Genomic DNA, 21,168 nt, shown 5'->3' on the forward strand with positions numbered 1-21,168 from the left:
CGATGCACTCCTTGCTCAATGTGCTTCACGGGTGACGGCGGTGCCGCGGTAGACCACCACGCCGGCGTCGACCTGCGGGGCGGAAACCTGGCGGACGGCGGGAGCCGCTGCCGGGCGCGGCTTGCCGATCAGTTGCTCGAGGGTGATCGGCGGGCTGGAAGGATTGCCGAGCGAGGCCTGGAGGTAGCGGCCCTGCTGCTCCTTCTCGTAGAGGTTCTCGTCCTTGCTGCGCACGGCCAGGCGCAGGGAGCCGGCCTGGCTGGCCAGCATCAGGCGCGAGGCGGCCTCGGCCGGCACGGCCAGCACGGCGGTGCGCGGCGGCTTGGGCGTCTTGTCCTTGGGGTCGCCGGCGGTGCGCGCCTGGCCATCGCTGGACACGGCGATCTGCTCGCCGTAGGTCAGCACCCGTACACCGGGCAGCACTACCTGGGCACTGAGGCTGCGCTCGGTGCTCTGCTGGTCCTGGACGAAGAGCATGACGTCGACATAGTCGCCCGGCAGTACGAAGCCGCCACCACCGATGACGTCGTCGACAGCGATCGCCATGGCGCGCTCGTCCGGGCGAATGGTGCGGGCCAGGGGGCCGCCCGGTTCGGTAATGGCGGACGTGAGAATATTGCCCGCCGGGACCGCGACCCAGACACGCTGGCCGATGACCACCTCTGGTTTGGGAAAGCTGCCGGCGGGCGCGGTACGCAGCATCTCCACGCTGACGTCGTCCTTGCCGATCACCGTCAGGGCCGGCAAATCGCGGGCCGCCACCACCACGGCGGTACGTTGGAGCTTATCGGCCTCGGCCATCGCGGCGGGCGCCGCCTCCTGCACCACACCGGCAATCGGCGCAGCCGGCTTGCCCACCTGCAACCCCAGATACCCCACTACACCGGCGCACACCAGCAACAGCCCGGCGAATACCATCAGCACCTTGCTATTCATGACCACATCCTTGGGCAATGTCGGGAATGCGGACCAAGGGTCCACGGCCTTGTCGTAAGAAGTGCCGGCAGCGGCATCGCCAGTGCGCGTCCTTCAGACCTTTATTGTTGTTTCGGCCAGGCTAGGAATTAGGATAAGAACCATTCCTCATAATCAGCTTTTACTTGTTCCAAAGCTGAATCTAGTAGCTGTGTTTAGAGCGTCAACCACGCGAATTAAATTTCCAATCCTCAGTTGGTTCTACTTCGCCATGACTATTACTTTGGTATTAGTGCTATTTGAACAATTGCATTCGGCCATACGACGCCTAGCCTGACGATGAAGTCGGGGCGCCGCCCCGGTGGTATTCGAGGGAGCACTCGCGATGGATCTGACAATAAAAAACCTGTCCCTGAAACTGTATTGCAAGGCCAAGGCATTCATGGCCGACAAGGAAGGGGCAACGGCGATTGAATATGCGGTAATTGCTGGACTTATATCGGTAGTGGTTATTGCAGGCGCAAGTATTATCGGGGGCGACCTGGGCACTATCATGACCAGTATTCAGGACGAAGTTGCCAAAGCCGTTAAATAAGCCGCGCAACCGATCAATTCCCGATATCCGGAATTCAGGGTTCCCGCGCCCATGCGCGGGAACCCGTCCGGCTGTCTGCCTCGCGGCTTTCGCTAAAGTTTCGCCCTCCCCTGCCGATACTGCCTGCTCAAACCCGTTTTGCAGCAGGATGCTTTACCCATGCTTCGTTCGCTGTCCTTCTCCAGGAAGATTCTCCTGGCCGCCTCCCTGGTGGTCACCTTTGCCTTCGCCTGTTTCATCGTCTTCAACGATTTCCGCCAGCGCGAGGCAATCCATTCCGACACCGAATCCTACCTCTCCGAGGTCGGCAGCCTGACCGCCAGCAATATCCAGAGCTGGCTGGAAGGCCGCATCCAGCTGGTGGAAGCCGAAGCTGCACAACTGGCCGATGGCGAGCCGACGCCCGAGCGCATCCAGCACGTGCTGGAGCAGCAGGTGTTTCAGAAGAACTTCGAATCGGTCTACCTGGGCGAAGCCGCCAGCGGCGTGTTCACCATGCGCCCCTACGCCCCGATGCCCGACGGCTACGACCCGCGCACCCGCGGCTGGTACAAGGACGCCGTGGCCGCCGGCCGGCTGATCGTCACCGAGCCCTTCCTCGATGCCGGCACCAACGAGCAGATCCTCGCCATGTCCATGCCGGTGATGCGCAACGGCCAACTGGTCGGCGTGGCCGCCGGCGACATGAAGCTGGAAACCATCACCGCGATCATCAACTCGCTGAAGTTCGACGGCGACGGCTACGCCTTCCTGGTCAGCGACGCCGGCAAGATTCTGCTGCACCCCGACAGCAGCCTGATCTTCAAGAGCCTCGCCGAGGTCTACCCGCAAGGCGCGCCCAAGGTGCAGCCGGGCGTGCAGGAAGTCAGCGTCAATGGCGAGGAGCAGCTGGTCTCCATGACGCTGGTGAAAGGCCTGCCAGGTGTGACCTGGTACGTCGCGCTGGTGCTCAACAAGGACTCCGCCTACGCCATGCTCAGCGACTTCCGCAACACCGCGATCATCGCCACGGTCATCGCCATCGTTGCCATCCTGTTCCTGCTGGGCATGCTGATCCGCGTGCTGATGGCACCGCTGACCGACATGGGCCGCGCCATGCAGGACATCGCCCAGGGCGAAGGCGACCTGACCAAGCGCCTGAACGTCGCCAGCAACGACGAATTCGGCGTGCTGGCCAATGCCTTCAACCGCTTCGTCGAACGTATCCACGAATCCATCCGCGAAGTGGCTTCCACCGCGCGCCAGCTGCACGACGTCTCGCAGTTGGTGGTGAACGCTTCCAACTCGTCCATGAGCAACTCCGACGAGCAGGCCAACCGCACCAACAGCGTGGCCGCGGCGATCAACGAACTGGGCGCCGCCGCCCAGGAAATCGCCCGCAACGCCGCCGACGCCTCGCACCATGCCACCGATGCCAGCCACCAGTCCGCCGACGGCCGCCAGGTGGTGGAGCAGACCATCAGCGCGATGAACCTGCTGTCGGACAAGATCAGCTCGGCCTGCGCCAACATCGAGTCGCTGAACAGCCGCACGGTAAACATCGGGCAGATCCTGGAAGTCATCAAGGGCATTTCCGAGCAGACCAACCTGCTGGCCCTGAACGCCGCCATCGAGGCCGCCCGTGCCGGTGAAGCCGGCCGTGGCTTCGCCGTGGTGGCGGACGAAGTGCGCAACCTGGCGCACCGCGCCCAGGAATCCGCGCAGGAAATCCAGAAGATGATCGAGGAGTTGCAGGTCGGCGCCCGCGAAGCCGTGGACACCATGACCGAGAGCCAGCGCTACAGCCTGGAAAGCGTGGAGATCGCCAACCGTGCCGGCGAGCGCCTGGCCAGCGTCACCCACCGCATCGGTGAGATCGACTCGATGAACCAGTCGGTGGCCACCGCCACCGAGGAGCAGACCGCCGTGGTCGACTCGCTGAACATGGACATCACCGAGATCAACACGCTGAACCAGGAAGGCGTGGAGAACCTGCAGGCGACCCTGCGCGCCTGCGCCGACCTGGAGAACCAGGCCGGCCGCCTGCGCCAGCTGGTGGACAGCTTCCGCATCTGATCGCGGCAGGCATGAAAAAAGGCGCCCTCGGGCGCCTTTTTTTGTTCGCGAGCAAAGCCGCAGCCCTCTGTAGGAGCGAGCCACGCTCGCGATCGCGGGCATGGCCCGCTCCCCCCGGCAAACACCGCTGGAACACCCGCCACATCGGCACCCCTACCGTTCGTCCGACTTCCTAAAGCTTCCCTCGGGCGCGCCGAAATCAAGGGTGAAGGCCTTTGATACCAACCAACAAACCGGGCCTCTCGTCACCGCCGGAACATGGGAGTTCCGGCCCCGCCCGCACGGCTATCCGCCGCGCCGGCGCCGCCCGTTTCACACCACGGGAACGGGCGTTCTGCGGCGACACCGGATCTGTCGCCCGGACCAACGCCGCTCAGGCATCCCCTTACTTCCGGACTCGACGCAGCATGATCAAGAGCCTGAAATTCAGCCATAAGATTCTCCTGGCCGCTTCTCTTGTGGTTTTCTCGGCATTCGCCCTGTTCACCGCCTACAACGACTATTTACAGCGCAATGCGATCCGCGAGGACCTGGAGAGCTACCTGCGGGAGATGGGTGACGTCACCGCCAGCAACATCCAGAACTGGCTGAGTGGCCGGCTGCTGCTGATCGAAAGCACCGCCCAGACCCTGGCTCGCGACAGCTCCGCCGAGCACATGACCGGCCTGCTGGAGCAGGACAGCCTGCGCAAGACCTTCAACTTCGCCTACCTGGGCCAGGAAGACGGCACCTTCACCATGCGCCCCAACAGCGCCATGCCTGACGGTTACGACCCGCGCACCCGCCCCTGGTACAAGGATGCCGTCGCTGCCGGCGGCACCACGCTGACCGAGCCCTACATCGACGCGGCCACCCAGCAACTGATCATGACCGTCGCCACCCCGGCCCGCGCCGGCGGCAAGACCCTCGGCGTGGTCGGCGGCGACCTTGGGCTGCAGACCCTGGTGCAGATCATCAACTCGCTCGACTTCAACGGCATGGGCTACGCCTTCCTGGTCAGCGGCGACGGCAAGATCCTCGTCCACCCGGACAAGAACCTGATCATGAAGACCCTCACGGACGTCTACCCGCAGAACACGCCCAAGATCGGCGGCGGCTTCAGCGAGACCGAGCTCAATGGCAAGACGCGTATCCTCAGCTTCACCCAGGTGAAGGGCCTGCCGTCGGTGAACTGGTACATCGGCCTGTCCATCGACAAGGACGCGGCCTACTCCATGCTGAGCAAATTCCGCGCCTCGGCCATCGTCGCCGCGGCGATCGCCATCGTCGCCATCCTGCTCCTGCTGGGCATGCTGATCCGCGTGCTGATGCAGCCGCTGACCACCATGGGCCGCGCCATGGAAGACATCGCCCAGGGCGAAGGCGACCTGACCAAGCGCCTGAAGGTCGCCAGCAACGACGAATTCGGCGTGCTGGGCAATGCCTTCAACCGCTTCGTCGAACGTATCCACGAATCCATCCGCGAAGTCGCTTCCACCGCGCGCCAGCTGCACGACGTTTCTCAGCTGGTGGTGAACGCCTCCAACTCGTCCATGAGCAACTCCGACGAACAGGCCAATCGCACCAACAGCGTGGCCGCGGCGATCAACGAACTGGGCGCCGCCGCCCAGGAGATCGCCCGCAACGCCGCCGACGCCTCGCACCACGCCACCGATGCCTCGCACCAGGCCGGCGACGGGCGCCAGGTGGTGGAGCAGACCATCAGCGCGATGAACCTGCTGTCGGACAAGATCAGCTCGGCCTGCGCCAACATCGAAGCGCTGAACAGCCGCACGGTGAACATCGGGCAGATCCTGGAAGTCATCAAGGGCATTTCCGAGCAGACCAACCTGCTGGCCCTGAACGCCGCCATCGAGGCCGCCCGCGCCGGTGAAGCCGGCCGTGGCTTCGCCGTGGTGGCGGATGAAGTGCGCAACCTGGCGCACCGCGCCCAGGAGTCGGCCCAGCAGATCCAGAAGATGATCGAGGAATTGCAGATCGGCGCCCGCGAAGCCGTGGACACCATGACCGAAAGCCAGCGCTACAGCCTGGAAAGCGTGGAGATCGCCAATCGCGCCGGCGAACGCCTGGCCAGCGTCACCCACCGCATCGGCGAGATCGACTCGATGAACCAGTCGGTGGCGACCGCCACCGAGGAGCAGACCGCCGTGGTCGACTCGCTGAACATGGACATCACCGAGATCAACACGCTGAACCAGGAAGGCGTGGAGAACCTGCAAGCCACCCTGCGCGCCTGCGCCGACCTGGAGAACCAGGCCGGCCGCCTGCGTCAGCTGGTGGACAGCTTCCGCATCTGATCGCGGCAGGCATGAAAAAAAAGGCGCCTTCGGGCGCCTTTTTTGTTTGCGAGCAAAGCCGCAGCCCCTGTAGGAGCGAGCCACGCTCGCGATCGCGGGCATGGCCAGCTCCTACAGGGGAAACCGGCGCATAACCCGGAACGGGTTATCCACCGGTGCCAACCTCAGCGCCGCTTGCTGCCGCCCAGCAGCGCTCCCATCAGCCCACGCACCAGTTCCCGGCCGATCTGGTTGGCGGCCTGGCGCACCACGGTCTTGCTCACCTGGCTGGCCAGGGAGCCGAGAATCTCGCCGGCGATACCGCCGAAATCGGTTCCTTTCTGCTCGGTCGGCACCATCTTGTCGTCCGCGCGGCCGGTCAGCTTCTCGTAGGCGGACTCGCGATCGATCGGCTGGTCGTAGCGGCCGGCCAACGGCGAACGGCGGATCACGTCAGCACGCTCGGCATCGGTCAGCGGGCCGATACGCGACTGCGGCGGCGCGACCGCCACGCGCTGGACCATCGCCGGCGTGCCCTTCTCTTCCAGCGTGCCGACCAGCGCTTCGCCAATGCCCAGTTCGGTGAGCACCTTGAGCGTATCGAACGCCGGGTTGGGGCGGAAACCATCGGCCACCGCGCGCAGGGACTTCTGCTCCTTGGCGGTGAAGGCGCGCAGGCCGTGCTGGATGCGCAGGCCCAGCTGCGCCAGCACGTCGTCCGGCAGGTCGCTGGGCGACTGGGTGACGAAATAGACCCCTACGCCCTTGGAACGGATCAGCCGCACCACCTGCTCCAGGCGATCCTGCAGGGCCTTGGGCGTGCCGTTGAACATCAGGTGCGCTTCGTCGAAGAACAGCGCGAGGATGGGCTTGTCCGCGTCACCGCGCTCAGGCAGTTGCTCGAACAGTTCGGCCAGCAGCCAGAGCAGGAAGGTCGCGTAGACCTTCGGCGCGTCGTGCACCAGCTTGCTGGCATCGAGCAGGTGGATGCGGCCACGGCCGTCGGCCTCGGGGCGCAGCAGGTCTTCCAGTTGCAGCGCCGGCTCCCCGAAGAAGTCGTCCGCGCCTTGCTGTTCCAGCAGCGCCAGGCGCCGCAGCAGGGCCTGGGAGGACGCGGCGGTGAACAGCGCACGGTCCTCGCCGAGGATGTCCGGATGGTCCTTGAAGTGGTTGAGCAGCGCCTTGAGGTCCTTCATGTCCAGCAGCAGCAGGCCCTCGCGGTCGGCCACCTTGAACGCGGCGAACAACGCCGCCTGCTGGCTCTCGGTCAGCTCCAGCAGGTTGGACAGCAGCAGCGGGCCCATCTCCGTCAGCGTGGTGCGCAGCGGGTGGCCGGTCTTGCCGGCGACGTCCCAGATGCTCACCGGGTAGGCCTTGGGCGTGTGGTTCAGCCAGGGCATGCTGGCGATCCGCTCAGCCACCTTGCCCTGCGGGTTGCCGGCGGCGGCGATGCCGCACAGGTCGCCCTTGATGTCGGCGGCGAACACCGCGATGCCGGCGTCGCTGAAGGACTCGGCCAGGTGTTGCAGGGTCACCGTCTTGCCGGTGCCGGTGGCGCCGGCGATCAGGCCGTGGCGGTTGGCGAGCTTCCAGGGCTGGCCGACCGGCTGGCCGTCGGGCCCTGCGCCAATGATGAGTTCGTTCGTGGCTGACATCCGTGATCCCCCTTCGGTGGCCTGTCGCGATGCGCGCATCGCGCTAGAGTGGCGCGTCCCGCTGCGCTGCGCAATCCGCTAACCCGGTACTTTGAACACGTGCTTGAGGTAGTGCAGGAAGTTCTCGTCCTTGCATTGCGTCTTGCCCGGCGCGTCGGAAATCTTCGCCACCGGGTGACCATTGCAGGCGGTCATCTTCAGCACGATGTTCATCGGCTGCACGCCCGGCACATCGCAGGTGAAGTGGGTGCCGATGCCGAAGCTGACGTCGATGCGCTCGCGCAGCGCGCGGTAGATTTCCAGCGCGCGCGGCAGGTTGAGACCGTCGGAGAACACCAGCGTCTTGGTCCGCGGGTCGATGCCCAGGCGCTCGTAGTGCCCGATGGCCTTTTCCGCCCATTCCAGCGGGTCGCCCGAGTCATGGCGCAGGCCATCGAAGAGCTTGGCGAAATACAGGTCGAAGTCGGCCAGGAAGGCGTCCATGGTGATGCAGTCGGTCAGGGCGATGCCCAACTGCCCGCGGTATTCGCGAACCCAGGCGTCCAGGGCGGCGGCCTGGCTGTCGATCAGCCGCGGCCCGAGCTGCTGGTGCGCCATCAGCCACTCGTGGGCCATGGTGCCCAGCGGCTTCACTCCCAGTTCGCGCGCCAGGTGCACGTTGCTGGTGCCGACGAAATGCCCGGGGAAGCCATCGCGCAGGTCGCGCACCACCGCCTCCTGTACCGGATAGGAGAAACGCCGGCGGGTGCCGAAGTCGGCCATTTTGAAGCCGGCCAGTTCCTCGGCGCTGGCCTCCCGGCGCAGCCAGTCGAACTTCTCCTGCAGGCGTTCGCGGACCATCGTCAGCGTCGTGCCCGGATGGCGGTGGCGGTTGCGCACTTCGCTGATGCTCGCCAGCAGCGGCACCTCGAAGAGAATCACGTGCAGCCACGGGCCTTTGAGGCGCAGGAACAGTTCGTCGTCCTCCACGCCCAGTTGCACGTAGCAGGGATTGAAGCGGAACAGGCCGAGGAAGCGGATGAAGTCCGGCTTGAAGAACGGAATGCGTTCCAGGAACGCCAGGTCCTGCGGTGCGAAGGACAGCTCCGCCAGGCGCTCGATCTGCTCACGCAGCGGGTCCAGGTAGGCGCGCAGGTCTTCCTCGTTGCGGCAGCGGAACTCCCATTCCACTTCCGCGTTGGGGTAGTTGTGCAGCACCGCCTGCATCATGCTCAGCTTGTAGAAATCGGTATCCAGCAGGTTCTGCACGATCCGCCGGGAAAATGCGCTGTCGCTCATGCTTGTCTCTTTGCAGGCTTCGAATCGGCAGTCTAACCCTTCGCCCACAAAAAACCCCGCCGAGGCGGGGTTTTGGAGTTGAAACAGAAATCAGCGGGCCTTGCTCTGCGACATTCCGAAGAGGAACAGCAGCAGGTCGTCATCCGGACGCAGGTCCTGTTGCTTGGCGCGCTGGTTGGGCGGCATCGGGCAGCTGTCCAGGCCGCCTTTTCCGGAAATGACCGAAGGCCCAGGCTCATGCCAGGCCGCCGCCGCCAGGGTCGCCACCCCGAGCGCGCCGATGAGGAGCAAACCTCGCGTAATTTCTAACTTCATGTCTGCAACCCTTTGATGGCGCTGCCAAACGCCGCTTGGTAACCATAGACAAAGGCCTGCCATTGCGCCTCTGTCCACGACGAGCGGCGTTTTACCTGGCGAAGATCATGACGGGCGGCACGCTGGGCGCTGAAGCGCTGGCGGGCTTTTTCCATGTCGATCAGGGCCACTTCGATCTTCTCGCCGTCCACCTTCACGAACACGTGCTTGAGGTACAGGCAGCCATGCTGCCAGCGGCCGGCGTTAAGTTTTGCCAGGGTACTGCCGTATTGTTGCAGAATTCTTTGGTGCAGGGCTTCGCCCCACTTTTCCTGGTCGCCACGGGCGTAGCAGTCTTCCAGGCTGGTGAAGCCGTCGAGGGATTCGGTGACCAGCAGCGCCTGCCATTCGCCATCCACCTTGCGGCAGCCGGCATAGACCAGGGTCGGCACTTTAACGCCCAGCGCTTCGGCCGCCTTGAGGGCGTTGCGCTCGCGGATCGCCGTGGGATAACCGAAGGGGTGCAGCAGGTCACGGTAGATGTGACCCATCTGCTGCTTGCGATAGAGCATACGGCCGTCGGAGGTCAGGACTCGCTGCACGCCACTCTCGCCGCCGCGCCGACGGTTGGGTTCTTCCACCCACTTGCCGGGCACCTGGAGCCAACGGTCGATGGCGTTCTCACCGGAAATTTGCTGCAGCGACGCCAGATCAACGGCCATCCATCACTCCTTACGCAGAATGTAGACCCGCCACATATGGATGAGCGGGACGAAATCAATGTGATCCTGAACCTTGAAACCAGCCTGGCGGAACTCCGCCTCGATGGTCTTGGCAGGAATCACGAAGCGGTTCTGGTAGGTGTGCTTCTTGCGAGTTGCCTCGGCGCGTGCACGTTTCCAGGACTTGAAGTTGCCATCGACCCACATCGACAGGATCACCGAATCGCGCGTTACGCGGTGAAATTCGCGCAACATCGTCAAACGGTCATCCGATTCGCCGATGTGGTGCATCAGGCGCATCGAGAAGATGCTGTCGACGGCATTGTCCGGAAGGTCAATGGCAAACGCGGAAGTCTGCAAAGGTCGGACGCGTTTTACAACCTCATTCGGTTGACCGGCACAGGCGACCGCGATCATGTCGGGGGAATTGTCTGCCCCGATGATCACCCGGTTCTCCTTTTCCGCCAGCATCGGCCAGAAGCGACCGGCGCCGCACGGCAGGTCGAGTACCAGGTTGGGTTGCCCGGCCAGCTTGAGCGCCTGGCGGCCTATCTGGACATCGCGCCAATGGGAAAGTTTCCTGGAGAGTCCGGCCTGGTGCTTGCGCAGGTAACGCTCTGCGTGTTGCCGGTCGTACTTTTGGGAGAACTCCAGGTCGACGGATTTTTCAGTCATCGGATTAATACCTTTCCCGAATTCAGGGCGAACGATACGAACCAGCCTGTCACAGCCGGGTCATGCACTTGTGAAGATTTCGTCAAACCACGGCTAGGCGAACTTCGAAGCGACAGCCATGGGGTTCGACCGGACGCAGGGTGACGTCCCAGCCTTCGGAGGCGCAGATCCGCTTGACCAGCGACAGCCCCAGCCCAAGCCCCTCGCCACGCGGGTTCTGGCCGCGGACAAAAGGTTGGAAGACGCGCTCACGCTGCTCTTCGGGGATGCCGGCGCCGGTGTCTTCGACCCAGAATCCGTTCGGGCCAAGTTGTAAGCGGATGCTGCCGGTTTCGGTGTAATGCATGGCATTGCGCAATAAATTGCTCATTACCGAGCGCAGGAAAGGCCCATTGAATTGTCCGGGCATCTCCTGTTTCGCGTCGTATTCCAACGTCAGGCCTTTCGCCTCGATAGGCCCCCGCCACTGCGCGACCAGCTCGTCACCGATCTGCCGCAACCCGGCCTGGGGCACGATGGCCATGTCCTTGCGCTGGGCCCGCGCCAGCATCAGGAAGGTCTGTACCAGATCGCGCATTTCCTCGCAGGCGCCGCTCATTCGCGCCAGCTGGGCGCGGGCGCGGGCGCTGAGCCCCGGCTCCTCCGCCAGCAATTCGCAGCTGGTGGCGATCACCATCAGCGGCGTGCGCAGCTCATGGCTGACGTCGCTGGTAAACAGCTTTTCCCGGGTCAGCACGTCGTGCAGCCGCCCCATGGCGTAATCGAAGGCGGCCGCCAGCTCACCCACTTCGTCATTGGCGTAGTCCGGCGACATGGGCGGCGCCAGCTCCAGCAGCTGGTCACGGTGGCGAACCTGCCGCGCCAGACGCGACACCGGCTCCATGACCTTGCGCGCCAGCAGCCAGCCGAGCAGCCCGGACAAGGCCAGGCTGAGCACGTAGCCCGTGACCACGGCGGCATACAGAATCTGCTCGCGGGCCTCGAAATCGCTCTGGTCCTGCAGCAGGACGAAGCGGCGACCGTCGATGTCCCGCGTCAGTGCGTGGAACGACAGCTCGCCGTCGAACACTTCATGGAACCCGGCATCCAGCCGGCGCAGCGCCGGCGGCATGGCGTAGACGCCGACGCCATCGCTGATGAAGAAGCGCATGCCCGGGTCGAGCTTGGGCGCCTGGCCGTTGCCCAGGTCCTCATTGATGATGCGGTCCAGCTCGCCGCCCAGGTCGCGGGAGATCAGGCGCTCCTCGACGATGTGGACGACGCCGACGATTCCCACCGAAAACAGGCCACCAACGGCGGCGGTCATGAGTACGAAGGCAAAGACAATCCGTCGGGAAAGGCTCTGCTTATACTCCATGCGCTTCCTCCGCCAGCTTGTAGCCGACGCCATGCACCGTGTGCAGCAGGGAGGATGCGAAGGGTTTGTCGATCACCTGGCGCAACTGGTGCACGTGGCTGCGCAGGCTGTCGCTGTCGGGGCAATCGTCGCCCCACACGGCTTCCTCGAGCACGTCGCGGCGTACCACGTGCGGGCTCTTCTGCATCAGCACGGCCAGCAGCTTGAGGCCGATGGGGTTGAGCTTGAGGGGTTTACCGGCGCGGTTCACTTCGAGGGTATCGAGGTTGTAGCTCAGGTCGGCGACCTGCAGCTCGCGGCGCCCCCCCCCCTGGCTACGGCGCAGCACGGCTTCGATGCGGGCGGCCAGCTCGGACAGGGCGAAGGGTTTGAGCAGGTAATCGTCGGCGCCGGAGCGGAAGCCTTGCAGGCGGTCATCCAGCTGATCGCGGGCGGTGAGCATGATCACCGGGGTGTCGCGGCGCGCGTCTTCGCGCAGGCGGCGGCACAGGGTGAAACCGTCCAGCCCGGGCAGCATCACGTCCAGTACGATCAGGTCGTAGTGCGACGTCGCCGCCAGGTGCAATCCGGACAGGCCGTCCTGGGCGCAATCCACCGTGTAGCCCTTGAGCCCCAGGTAGTCGGCCATGTTGGCCAGGATGTCCCGATTGTCTTCAACCAAAAGAATGCGCATAGGCTCTCCTCGAACGCAGTGCACACTAGCCTAACCAGCTTAAATGGAACTTAAGCGCCTTTGACGGAATTTTCACATTCCTCCGGTGAATCCTTCACCGCTGTACCACGTCTCGCTTTGCGAAATCTCCAGACCTAGCGCCCCATCAACGTCTGCACCGACCAGAGCCCGGCCAGGGTCATCAGCAGGGAGCCGGCCAGATGCGTGGCGATGGTGCCCATCGCCCAGGCGAGCCGGCCCTGTTGCAGCAGCACGACGACTTCCGCGGAGAAGGTCGAGAAGGTGGTGAGGCCGCCACAGAAGCCGGTGATGATCAGCAACCGCCATTCTGGCGCCAGGCCAGGCGAGTTGGCGAAGAAGGCGATGGCCGCGCCGATGATGTAGCCGCCGACCAGGTTGGCGACCACCGTGCCCGGCGGCATGGATGGCAGGAGGGTGTTGAGCTTGAGCCCGAGTACCCAGCGCAGCAGTGCACCGAGGGCGGCTCCGAGGGAGACGGCGAGAATGGATTTCCACATGGTCCTGTCCTGGGGAAGGTGGCTTGGACAGGCTGCAGGCATGCGCCTACGCGCCTTTCCAGGTCAATGCGTAGGCATCATCAGCCACGAGGGCGGTTGAAGGAGGAATGCCATCTCCTGCGGCGCAGTCTGGCATATCCGCCGCCCATGAAAAAGCCCCGCCTGGGCGGGGCTCTTTCGTACAGCAGGTGCCGGGTGGCTTACATCATGCCGCCCATGCCGCCCATGCCGCCCATGTCCGGCATGGCCGGAGCGGCTTTGTCGTCGACCACTTCGGCAACCATGGCTTCGGTGGTGACCATCAGGCCGCCGATGGAAGCAGCAGCTTGCAGAGCCGAACGGGTGACCTTGGCCGGATCGAGGATACCCATCTCGATCATGTCGCCGTACACGCCGGTCGCGGCGTTGTAGCCGAAGTTGCCCGAACCTTGCTTGACCTTGTCGACCACCACGCTCGGCTCGTCGCCGGAGTTGGCAACGATCTGGCGCAGCGGCGCTTCAACAGCGCGGCGCAGCAGGGCGATACCGACGTTCTGGTCTTCGTTGTCGCCCTTCAGGCCTTCGATGGCTTGCAGAGCACGAACCAGGGCGACGCCGCCGCCAGGCACCACGCCTTCTTCCACTGCAGCGCGGGTAGCGTGCAGGGCGTCTTCAACGCGGGCTTTCTTCTCTTTCATCTCGACTTCGGTGGCAGCGCCAACCTTGATCACGGCAACACCGCCAGCCAGCTTGGCCAGGCGCTCTTGCAGCTTCTCACGGTCGTAGTCGGAGGAAGTCTCTTCGACCTGCTTGCGGATCTGCAGGACGCGAGCTTCGATGTCGGCTTGAGCGCCAGCGCCATCGATGATGGTGGTGTTTTCTTTGCTCAGAACCACGCGCTTGGCGTTACCCAGGTGCTCCAGGGTGGCGCCTTCCAGGCTCAGACCGACTTCTTCGGAGATGACGGTGCCGCCGGTCAGGATGGCGATGTCCTGCAGCATGGCCTTGCGGCGGTCGCCGAAGCCCGGAGCCTTGACGGCCGCGACCTTGACGATGCCGCGCATGTTGTTGACGACCAGGGTAGCCAGGGCTTCGCCTTCGACGTCTTCAGCCACGATCAGCAGCGGACGGCCAGCTTTGGCAACGGCTTCCAGGACCGGCAGCATTTCGCGGATGTTGGAGATCTTCTTGTCGACCAGCAGCAGCAGCGGGCCGTCGAGCTCGGCCACCATGGTGTCCGGCTTGTTGATGAAGTAGGGGGACAGGTAGCCGCGGTCGAACTGCATGCCTTCTACGACGGACAGTTCGTTTTCCAGGCCCGAGCCTTCTTCAACGGTGATCACGCCTTCTTTACCGACTTTTTCCATGGCTTCGGCAATGATGTTGCCGATGGATTCGTCGGAGTTGGCGGAGATGGTGCCGACCTGGGCGATGGCCTTGGTGTCGGCGCACGGCTTGGCCAGGTCCTTCAGCTGGGCAACGATGGCCACGGTGGCCTTGTCGATGCCGCGCTTGAGGTCCATCGGGTTCATGCCGGCAGCGACGGCCTTCAGGCCTTCGTTGACGATGGCCTGGGCCAGGACGGTAGCGGTGGTGGTGCCGTCACCGGCAGCGTCGTTGGCCTTGGAGGCAACGTCTTTCACCAACTGGGCGCCCATGTTCTCGAACTTGTCTTTGAGTTCGATTTCCTTGGCGACGGAAACGCCGTCCTTGGTGATGGTCGGAGCGCCGAAGCTCTTGTCCAGGATGACGTTACGGCCTTTCGGGCCCAGGGTCGCTTTAACCGCGTCGGCCAGGACGTTTACGCCAACCAGCATTTTCTTGCGGGCGGAATCGCCGAACTTAACTTCTTTAGCAGCCATGTTCTGTTTCCTCTAAATCGAATTCAGTGGGTTGGATTGGACGCGGGAATCAGTCTTCCAGGACGGCGAGGATCTCGGACTCGCCCATCACCAGCAGCTCTTCACCGTCGACCTTGATGGCGTTGCTGCCCGAGTACGGGCCGAAGACCACCTTGTCACCCACTTTCACTGCCAGAGCGCGAACTTCACCGTTGTCCAGCACGCGACCGGTGCCGACGGCGACCACTTCGCCACGGTTCGGTTTTTCGGCGGCAGAACCCGGCAGCACGATGCCGCCTGCGGTCTTGGTCTCTTCCTCGCTGCGACGGATAACGACGCGATCATGCAGAGGACGAAGCTTCATAGTCGTAACTCTCCCAAAACAGTGATTTCCAACGGCCGGATCGATGTCCGGCAGGTTTTGTTGAATCCGGCGGCGCCGGTTTGCGACTCGACGGGCGAGTCGCGAAAAGAGCAGCCTGTCGTAGACAGGGACCTTGCGGTGACCGGTACATAAGGTCGCTACAAGGCATTTCAAGGGTGTGACGAAAAAATTTTTGCAGGCGGGGTGCGCAAAGCGGCCGACGCCGCTCCGGCTCAACGCAAGCGGTCGCGGTCTTCCTCGCGGCGCTGGTACTCGCCTTCGATCACGCTGGGGCCGCCACGCTGCTGGGCAGCCGGATCGTCGGCAAAGGCGCGGCGGCGCTCGGCCTGCTCCTGCATGCGCTGGCGCACGCGGCCCAGCATCAGGCGGCGGGTGAAGGGAATCAGGCAGAGCAGGCCGACCACATCGCTGATGAAGCCCGGCAGCATCAGCAGGCCACCGCCCAGGGCGATGACCAGGCCTTCGAGCATCTCCTGCTCGGGCAGTTCGCCGCGGTTGAGGCGCTCGCGGGCGCGCAGTGCGGTGGCGACGCCGGCCACACGCAGCACCGCCGCGCCGATGAAGGCGCCGGCGATGATCAGCAGCAGGGTCCAGCCCACGCCGATCACGCTGCCGACCTTGATCATCACGGCCAGTTCGATCAGCGGGAAGAGCAGAATCAGGAACAGGGGAACTCGCATTGAAAAAATCCTTGGCGGGGTCATTGCCCGGGTAGAAAGCTAGGTGGCGACGCCCCGCGCCCTTTTCAAGGGAATGACCAAGGCTTGCTAGGCCTGGATCACCTCGTTGCCCGGCCAGGCGTCCGCCCTGGCGAGCTGCACCAGCGCCTGGCGCACCGCGCCGGCATTGCCGCACGGCGTCGGGAACGGCAGCCAATGCAGGCCCTGGCCGATGCGCAGGTGGAAACCTTCGGTATCAATTCCCGCCAGTTGCGGTTCCTTGTCGGCGGGCAGGCCGGCCAGTTCGACGTAGTGCGCAATGGCGTTGGCGTGGTCGCTGTTCATGTGCTCGACCATGCTTTTTTCCGTCTCGCCGACGAAGGGATTGGCCAGCGGCACGCTGTTGGCCCCCAGCCAGTGGATATCGCCGAAACCGCCGATGAAGCGCCACTGCACCGGCTCCAGCACCCAGAAATCGAAGTCGTGGACGATGTGGTAGTCCTGCGAGCCGGGGAAGTAGCGGTAATAGCGCTCGGCGGCGCCGGCGATGGCGTCGACGTCTTCGATCAGCAGCGCCTCGGCCAGCAGGGTCAGGCGGCCGGCGGCCTGGATGTCGTCGACGCCGCGCTCGCCGATGAGCAACGAGCACTTGCCGTCCATCTGCAGGTTATGGGTGTGCTGGGCGATGCGGCTGATCAGGATCAGCGGGCGGCCCGCCTCGTCCAGGCAGTACGGCACGACGGAACCGAAGGGGAAGCCGGGCCACTTTTTCGAGTGGGTGGAGAGAACGCCGCGGTATTCCTTGAGCAGCAGTTCTCGGGCATGCTTGGCAGCTTTCACGCTCAACTTATGACTCCTCGCAAAGAATCCGTCGTAAACGGACGGGCAGGACTGACTCTGTGCACAGCTGCCGGCGGGGCCTTTCACCAGAAACTGTTCGTGGGGTTGTTCCGATGCAATTGAAAGACAAGGTCATCATCATCACCGGTGGCTGCCAGGGCCTGGGCCGCGCCATGGGCGAGTACCTCTCCGGCAAGGGCGCGCGCGTCGCGCTGGTTGACCTCAATGCCGAAAAACTGGACGAAGCCGTGACTGCCTGCAAGGCCGCCGGCGGTGACGCCCGTGCCTATATCTGCAACGTCGCCAATGAAGAACAGGTTACCCACATGGTGGCCCAGGTCGCCAGCGACTTCGGCGCCATCAACGGCCTGGTCAACAACGCCGGTATCCTGCGCGACGGCCTGACCATCAAGGTCAAGGACGGCGAGCTGTCCAAGATGAGCCTGGCGCAATGGCAGGCGGTGATCGACGTCAACCTGACCGGCGTGTTCCTCTGCACCCGCGAAGTGGCGGCGAAGATGATCGAGCTGAAGAACGAAGGCGCGATCGTCAACATTTCCTCCATTTCCCGCGCCGGCAACATGGGCCAGGCCAACTATTCCGCGGCCAAGGCCGGCGTTGCCGCCGACACCGTGGTGTGGGCGAAGGAGCTGGCGCGCTACGGCATCCGCGTGGCGGGCGTGGCACCGGGCTTCATCGAGACCGACATGGTCGCCAGCATGAAGCCCGAGGCCCTGGAGAAAATGACCGCCGGCATCCCGCTCAAGCGCCTGGGCAAGCCGCTGGAGATCGCCCACTCGGTGGCCTACATCCTCGAGAACGACTACTACACCGGCCGCGTGCTGGAGCTGGACGGCGGCCTGCGCCTGTAATCCGCCCGCCCATGAAAAAGCCCCGCCAGTGCGGGGCTTTTTTGTGCTTTTGCAGGAGCGAGCTTGCTCGCGAACAGACCCCGTACCGGAGTTGAAAGCTTCGCGAGCAAGCTCGCTGCTACAGGTATACGGCCTACCAGCCCACCCCCAGCCCCAGGGTGTAGCGACGTTCGTTGACGTCGCCATCGTTGCCGCTGAGCTTGTCCCACTCGGCCTTCAGGCTCAGGGATGCCCAGGAGGTGAGCTTGTAGCGCAGGCCCGCCTCGCTCTCCAGTTCGTAGTCGACGTTGGACTCCAGCGGCTTGCTGACTTCGCCGTTGGTGAACAGCTCGAACTGCTTGGCCAGCAGGTAACGGTTGTAGTCCCACTTCAGGCTGGTGCTGTAGAAGTGCGACTTCTCGTCGTCGACGAATTCGTAGTCGTTGCGGTTGACCAGGGTGGCCAGGGAGAACGCGCCCAGCTCGTTGTCCCAGAACTGGTAGCCGGGGCCGGTACCCAGGGTGCGTTTCTTCTGCAGGTCCTCGACCCAGTCGCGCTTGTACTGCGCCTGGCCCTGCCAGAACCAGTGCTCGTCGAGGAAGCGGTCCAGCGCGTACTCGGCCGAGTAGTTGTTGGTGCTGACCGACTCGTTCTTCTTCTCGCGGTTGTACTCGCCCTGCAGGTTGTGGCGCCAGCGGCCGTGGCGGGCGTTGGTCTTGAAGTCGATGTCGTAGTCCTCGACATCGTTCTCGGCGCGCTTGTGGTCCAGGGAGAAGTCGACGTTGCCGGTCCATACCCAGTCTTCCAGGATCGGCTTGGGCGGCATCATCTGCTCGATCTTGGCCAGCTCCACCGTGCGTGCCTCACCGTTGACCAGCGTGACCTTGCCCTGGTCGGACGCCTTCAGGCCCTTGGAGTGCTCGCCGTTTTCCTCGTCGTATTTCACCAGCAGGTTCTGGTCGGTTTCCAGCGTCTTGATCTTGTCCGCCTTCAGGGTGATCTCCCCGCCATAGTCGGTCGCCAGCAGCAGCTTGCCGCCGTCATACAGCTTGATGGTGCCGCTGAGGCGGTCGCCATTCTTCAGCCAGACGGTGTCGGCAAGGGCGGACAGGGAGCAGGACGCGAGGGCAAGGGAGAGCAGGGTTCTGGGGAACATGAGTCAAATTCAACTGGATTGAATGGGCAAAAAGCCGGGCATTATCCAGAAGCCCGACGCGAGAGCAACGACTGACCGGCTCAGGTGCAGGGAGTTCACAATGACTGACGGAAGGGTCTGACAGATGTCTCGTCTTGTCAGACCTGCGCCAGCCGATATCCTGAGCGTCAGCCCCTCTGCCACGGTGCATTCGATGCCCACACCCAAGCTCCCGGCCAACACCCCGACTGCCGACCTCGGCCTGGAAAGCCTGCAGGTGCGTCGCGAGGCGATTTTCCTGGTGATCGCCCAGGTGCCCGAAGGGTGCGTCATCACCTATGGCGACGTCGCCCGGCTCGCCGGGCTGGGCCGCTCCGCGCGGCTTGTAGGACGCATCCTCAGCCAGTTGCCGGAGGGCACGCGCCTGCCGTGGCACCGCGTGATCGCCGCCGGCGGACGCATCAGCCTGCCCCTGGGCAGCGTCTCGGGTAACGAGCAGCGCGCACGTTTACGTGCGGAGGGTGTCAGAATCCATAACGATCGGGTGGACATACGTCGGCACGGCTGGCCTAGCGGCGAGCAGTCCTAGTAAAGTTCGCGAGAATTTTTGACCTGCTGGAAAACACCCCATGAAAGAGCATTCCTGGCGAGAGGCATGGATTGCCTACAAGTCTCCCGCCAGCCTCGCGCTTTTGCTGCTGGGATTCGCCGCCGGCCTGCCGTACATGCTGGTGCTCTCCACTCTCTCGGTGTGGTTGCGTGAAGCGGGTGTCGCCCGGGAAACCATCGGATTCGCCAGCTGGATCGGGCTGGTGTACGCCTTCAAGTGGGTGTGGTCGCCCATGCTCGACCAGTGGCGCCTGCCCTTCATCGGGCGCCTCGGCCGCCGCCGCTCCTGGCTGGTGTTCTCCCAGGGGCTGATCGCCCTCGGCCTGCTCGGCATGGCCCTGTGCAACCCGCAAGCGCACCTCAACTGGCTGATCGCCCTGGCCATGGTGGTGGCGTTCGCCTCGGCCACCCAGGACATCGCCATCGATGCCTACCGCCTGGAAATCGCCGAGAACACCCGCCAGGCCGCCCTCGCCGCCTGCTACATGACCGGTTACCGGGTCGCCGTGCTGTTCGCCACCGCTGGCGTGCTGTTCCTTGCCGAATGGGCCGGCTCCAGCGCCCTGCACTACAGCCAGTCGGCCTGGGCGCTGACCTATGCGGTGTGCTCCCTGGCCATCCTGCCCGGCCTGATCACCACCCTGCTGATGAAAGAGCCGCCGGTGAACGTGCAACCGCAGGCCGGCAGCTCGGCGTTCGCCTTCAACCACCAGTTGCTCTCGGTGCTGACCCTGCTGGTGCTGCTGATCTCCGTGCCGGCCATGCTCACCGCGCTGACCGCCCAGGCCTGGCCGCGCGCCGCGCTGTACGCGATCTTCATCGGCGTGTGCATGACGCCCCACGGCCGCCGGCAGATCCGCCCGGTGCGCGAGCTGCTGTCGAAGGTCCGCCGCCCGCTGTTGCTGGCCGTGCACGGGCGCGGCCTGCCGCAGTTCGACTTCGTCCACCAGGCCGTCTCGGTGATCGTGCTGATCATCCTGCTGGTCACCGGTACCGCGTTCATCAACATGGTCGAAGGCGGCAAATGGTGGCTCGCCATCCTCTACCTGCTGATCGCCCTGAGCTGTATTTCCGCCCCCGGCCGCCTGCTGATGGCGCCGGTGCTGACGCCGATCACCGAATTCGTCCGCCGCTACCGCTGGCAGGCGCTGTTGCTGCTCGGGCTGATCTCCACCTATCGCATGTCCGACACCGTCATGGGCACCATGGCCAGCGTGTTCTACATCGACATGGGCTTCTCCAAGGACACCATCGCCACGGTCAGCAAGCTGTTCGGCGTGGTCATGACCCTGATCGGCGCGGCGGCCGGCGGCGTGCTGATCGCCCGCTTCAGCATCCTGCCGATCCTGTTCATCGGCGGCGCGGCATCGGCGGCGACCAACCTGCTGTTCGCCGTCCTGGCGCAGATGGGCGCGATCGACGACCCGCACCTGATGGGGCAGAACGTCTTCGCCCTGCTCAAGGTGCTGGAGCCCCACGTCACCATGCTGGTGGTGACCATCATGCTCGACAACTTCAGCGGCGGCCTCGCCACCTCGGCCTTCGTCGCCTACCTGTCGAGCCTGACCAACCTGAAGTTCTCCGCCACCCAGTACGCCATGCTCAGCTCCACCATGCTGCTGCTGCCGCGCTTCATCGGCGGCTATTCCGGCGCGATGGTCGAGAGCATGGGTTACGAGCACTTCTTCTTCTTCACCGGCCTGCTCGGCGTCCCCACGCTGCTGCTGATCGGCTGGCTGTGGCTGCACAATCGCGGCGACATGACCAACGGCGGCGCCGAGGAAGCGACCGAGGCGCCGGCGCCACAGGCCAGCGCCGAACGTCACTGAGCGCCGCGCAGGCTCCAGCGCCCATGA

General features: G+C 64.3%; 20 protein-coding genes, 1 pseudogene and 1 riboswitch. Of the genes and pseudogenes, 7 read left to right on the forward strand and 14 right to left on the reverse strand.

The window, feature by feature from the left end; all coding sequences use genetic code 11:
- Window positions 1-15: 15 nt before the first annotated feature.
- The gene (cpaB, locus tag ACNFIA_RS06180; protein ID WP_416783476.1) at window positions 16-936 is read right to left on the reverse strand and encodes a Flp pilus assembly protein CpaB; all 921 of its coding nucleotides are present in this window, start codon (window positions 934-936) and stop codon (window positions 16-18) included.
- A 376-nt stretch (window positions 937-1,312) separates the two neighbouring features.
- Here cpaB and ACNFIA_RS06185 point away from each other — a divergent pair, with 376 nt between their 5' ends.
- The 4 genes and pseudogenes from ACNFIA_RS06185 to ACNFIA_RS06200 all read left to right on the forward strand — a co-directional run bounded on the left by ACNFIA_RS06185 (window position 1,313) and on the right by ACNFIA_RS06200 (window position 5,862).
- The gene (locus ACNFIA_RS06185; protein WP_416783738.1) at window positions 1,313-1,510 is read left to right on the forward strand and encodes a Flp family type IVb pilin; all 198 of its coding nucleotides are present in this window, start codon (window positions 1,313-1,315) and stop codon (window positions 1,508-1,510) included.
- A 159-nt stretch (window positions 1,511-1,669) separates the two neighbouring features.
- Window positions 1,670-2,710: pseudogene (locus ACNFIA_RS06190) on the forward strand (cache domain-containing protein); the annotation flags it as partial.
- A gap of 90 nt (window positions 2,711-2,800) precedes the next feature.
- Window positions 2,801-3,565 carry a methyl-accepting chemotaxis protein gene (locus tag ACNFIA_RS06195; RefSeq protein ID WP_416783739.1) on the forward strand — a complete coding sequence of 255 codons (765 nt, stop codon included), beginning with the start codon at window positions 2,801-2,803 and terminating at the stop codon, window positions 3,563-3,565.
- A gap of 407 nt (window positions 3,566-3,972) precedes the next feature.
- Window positions 3,973-5,862: a methyl-accepting chemotaxis protein gene (locus ACNFIA_RS06200; RefSeq protein ID WP_416783478.1), complete on the forward strand. Its 1,890-nt coding sequence runs from the start codon at window positions 3,973-3,975 to the stop codon at window positions 5,860-5,862.
- Window positions 5,863-6,026: 164 nt separating this feature from the next.
- On the opposite strand, the gene ACNFIA_RS06205 is transcribed toward ACNFIA_RS06200, so the two are convergent.
- The 12 genes from ACNFIA_RS06205 to ACNFIA_RS06260 all read right to left on the reverse strand — a co-directional run bounded on the left by ACNFIA_RS06205 (window position 6,027) and on the right by ACNFIA_RS06260 (window position 16,723).
- Entirely contained in the window at window positions 6,027-7,496 is a 1,470-nt protein-coding gene (locus tag ACNFIA_RS06205; RefSeq protein WP_259759432.1) for a DUF853 domain-containing protein, read from the reverse strand.
- Between the two features lie 78 nt (window positions 7,497-7,574).
- A complete protein-coding gene (gene pncB / locus ACNFIA_RS06210; RefSeq protein ID WP_416783479.1) occupies window positions 7,575-8,774 on the reverse strand; it encodes a nicotinate phosphoribosyltransferase in 1,200 nt (399 codons plus the stop codon).
- Window positions 8,775-8,864: 90 nt separating this feature from the next.
- Window positions 8,865-9,089 (reverse strand): hypothetical protein, encoded by a 225-nt coding sequence (locus tag ACNFIA_RS06215; RefSeq protein WP_259759430.1) that lies wholly within the window; start codon window positions 9,087-9,089, stop codon window positions 8,865-8,867.
- Window positions 9,086-9,790 carry a lipopolysaccharide kinase InaA family protein gene (locus ACNFIA_RS06220; protein ID WP_259759429.1) on the reverse strand — a complete coding sequence of 235 codons (705 nt, stop codon included), beginning with the start codon at window positions 9,788-9,790 and terminating at the stop codon, window positions 9,086-9,088. The genes ACNFIA_RS06215 and ACNFIA_RS06220 overlap by 4 nt, the downstream gene beginning before the upstream one ends.
- Window positions 9,791-9,793: 3 nt before the next feature.
- Entirely contained in the window at window positions 9,794-10,465 is a 672-nt protein-coding gene (locus tag ACNFIA_RS06225) for a class I SAM-dependent methyltransferase (protein WP_259759428.1), read from the reverse strand.
- An 82-nt stretch (window positions 10,466-10,547) separates the two neighbouring features.
- Window positions 10,548-11,822 carry a sensor histidine kinase gene (locus ACNFIA_RS06230; RefSeq protein WP_259759427.1) on the reverse strand — a complete coding sequence of 425 codons (1,275 nt, stop codon included), beginning with the start codon at window positions 11,820-11,822 and terminating at the stop codon, window positions 10,548-10,550.
- A complete protein-coding gene (locus ACNFIA_RS06235) occupies window positions 11,812-12,495 on the reverse strand; it encodes a response regulator transcription factor (RefSeq protein WP_081517514.1) in 684 nt (227 codons plus the stop codon). The genes ACNFIA_RS06230 and ACNFIA_RS06235 overlap by 11 nt, the downstream gene beginning before the upstream one ends.
- Window positions 12,496-12,629: 134 nt before the next feature.
- Complete coding sequence (gene crcB, locus ACNFIA_RS06240) at window positions 12,630-13,013, reverse strand: fluoride efflux transporter CrcB (RefSeq protein ID WP_259759426.1); 384 nt, start codon at window positions 13,011-13,013, stop codon at window positions 12,630-12,632.
- Window positions 13,014-13,077: 64 nt separating this feature from the next.
- A riboswitch (Fluoride riboswitch) is annotated at window positions 13,078-13,140 on the reverse strand.
- Between the two features lie 73 nt (window positions 13,141-13,213).
- Window positions 13,214-14,854, reverse strand: coding sequence for a chaperonin GroEL (gene groL / locus ACNFIA_RS06245; RefSeq protein WP_207883835.1), 1,641 nt, complete (start codon window positions 14,852-14,854; stop codon window positions 13,214-13,216).
- Between the two features lie 49 nt (window positions 14,855-14,903).
- A complete protein-coding gene (locus ACNFIA_RS06250) occupies window positions 14,904-15,197 on the reverse strand; it encodes a co-chaperone GroES (protein WP_003094064.1) in 294 nt (97 codons plus the stop codon).
- Between the two features lie 233 nt (window positions 15,198-15,430).
- On the reverse strand, window positions 15,431-15,898 hold the full coding sequence (locus tag ACNFIA_RS06255) for an FxsA family protein (RefSeq protein WP_416783484.1): 468 nt from the start codon (window positions 15,896-15,898) through the stop codon (window positions 15,431-15,433).
- Window positions 15,899-15,985: 87 nt separating this feature from the next.
- Window positions 15,986-16,723 (reverse strand): HugZ family protein, encoded by a 738-nt coding sequence (locus ACNFIA_RS06260; protein ID WP_416783485.1) that lies wholly within the window; start codon window positions 16,721-16,723, stop codon window positions 15,986-15,988.
- 107 nt (window positions 16,724-16,830) lie between these two features.
- Here ACNFIA_RS06260 and ACNFIA_RS06265 point away from each other — a divergent pair, with 107 nt between their 5' ends.
- Window positions 16,831-17,589 carry an SDR family oxidoreductase gene (locus ACNFIA_RS06265; protein WP_184589133.1) on the forward strand — a complete coding sequence of 253 codons (759 nt, stop codon included), beginning with the start codon at window positions 16,831-16,833 and terminating at the stop codon, window positions 17,587-17,589.
- Between the two features lie 133 nt (window positions 17,590-17,722).
- Here ACNFIA_RS06265 and ACNFIA_RS06270 read toward each other — a convergent pair whose 3' ends face one another.
- Window positions 17,723-18,724, reverse strand: coding sequence for a DUF481 domain-containing protein (locus ACNFIA_RS06270; protein ID WP_259759423.1), 1,002 nt, complete (start codon window positions 18,722-18,724; stop codon window positions 17,723-17,725).
- Between the two features lie 193 nt (window positions 18,725-18,917).
- Here ACNFIA_RS06270 and ACNFIA_RS06275 point away from each other — a divergent pair, with 193 nt between their 5' ends.
- Together ACNFIA_RS06275 and ACNFIA_RS06280 are read left to right on the forward strand one after the other, a co-directional pair.
- Window positions 18,918-19,292, forward strand: coding sequence for an MGMT family protein (locus ACNFIA_RS06275; RefSeq protein ID WP_259759422.1), 375 nt, complete (start codon window positions 18,918-18,920; stop codon window positions 19,290-19,292).
- Window positions 19,293-19,332: 40 nt separating this feature from the next.
- Window positions 19,333-21,141 (forward strand): AmpG family muropeptide MFS transporter, encoded by a 1,809-nt coding sequence (locus ACNFIA_RS06280; RefSeq protein WP_259759421.1) that lies wholly within the window; start codon window positions 19,333-19,335, stop codon window positions 21,139-21,141.
- The last annotated feature ends 27 nt before the right edge of the window (window positions 21,142-21,168 follow it).

This window comes from Pseudomonas sp. NY15437, from assembly GCF_048068435.1.
GTDB lineage: Bacteria > Pseudomonadota > Gammaproteobacteria > Pseudomonadales > Pseudomonadaceae > Pseudomonas > Pseudomonas nitroreducens_B.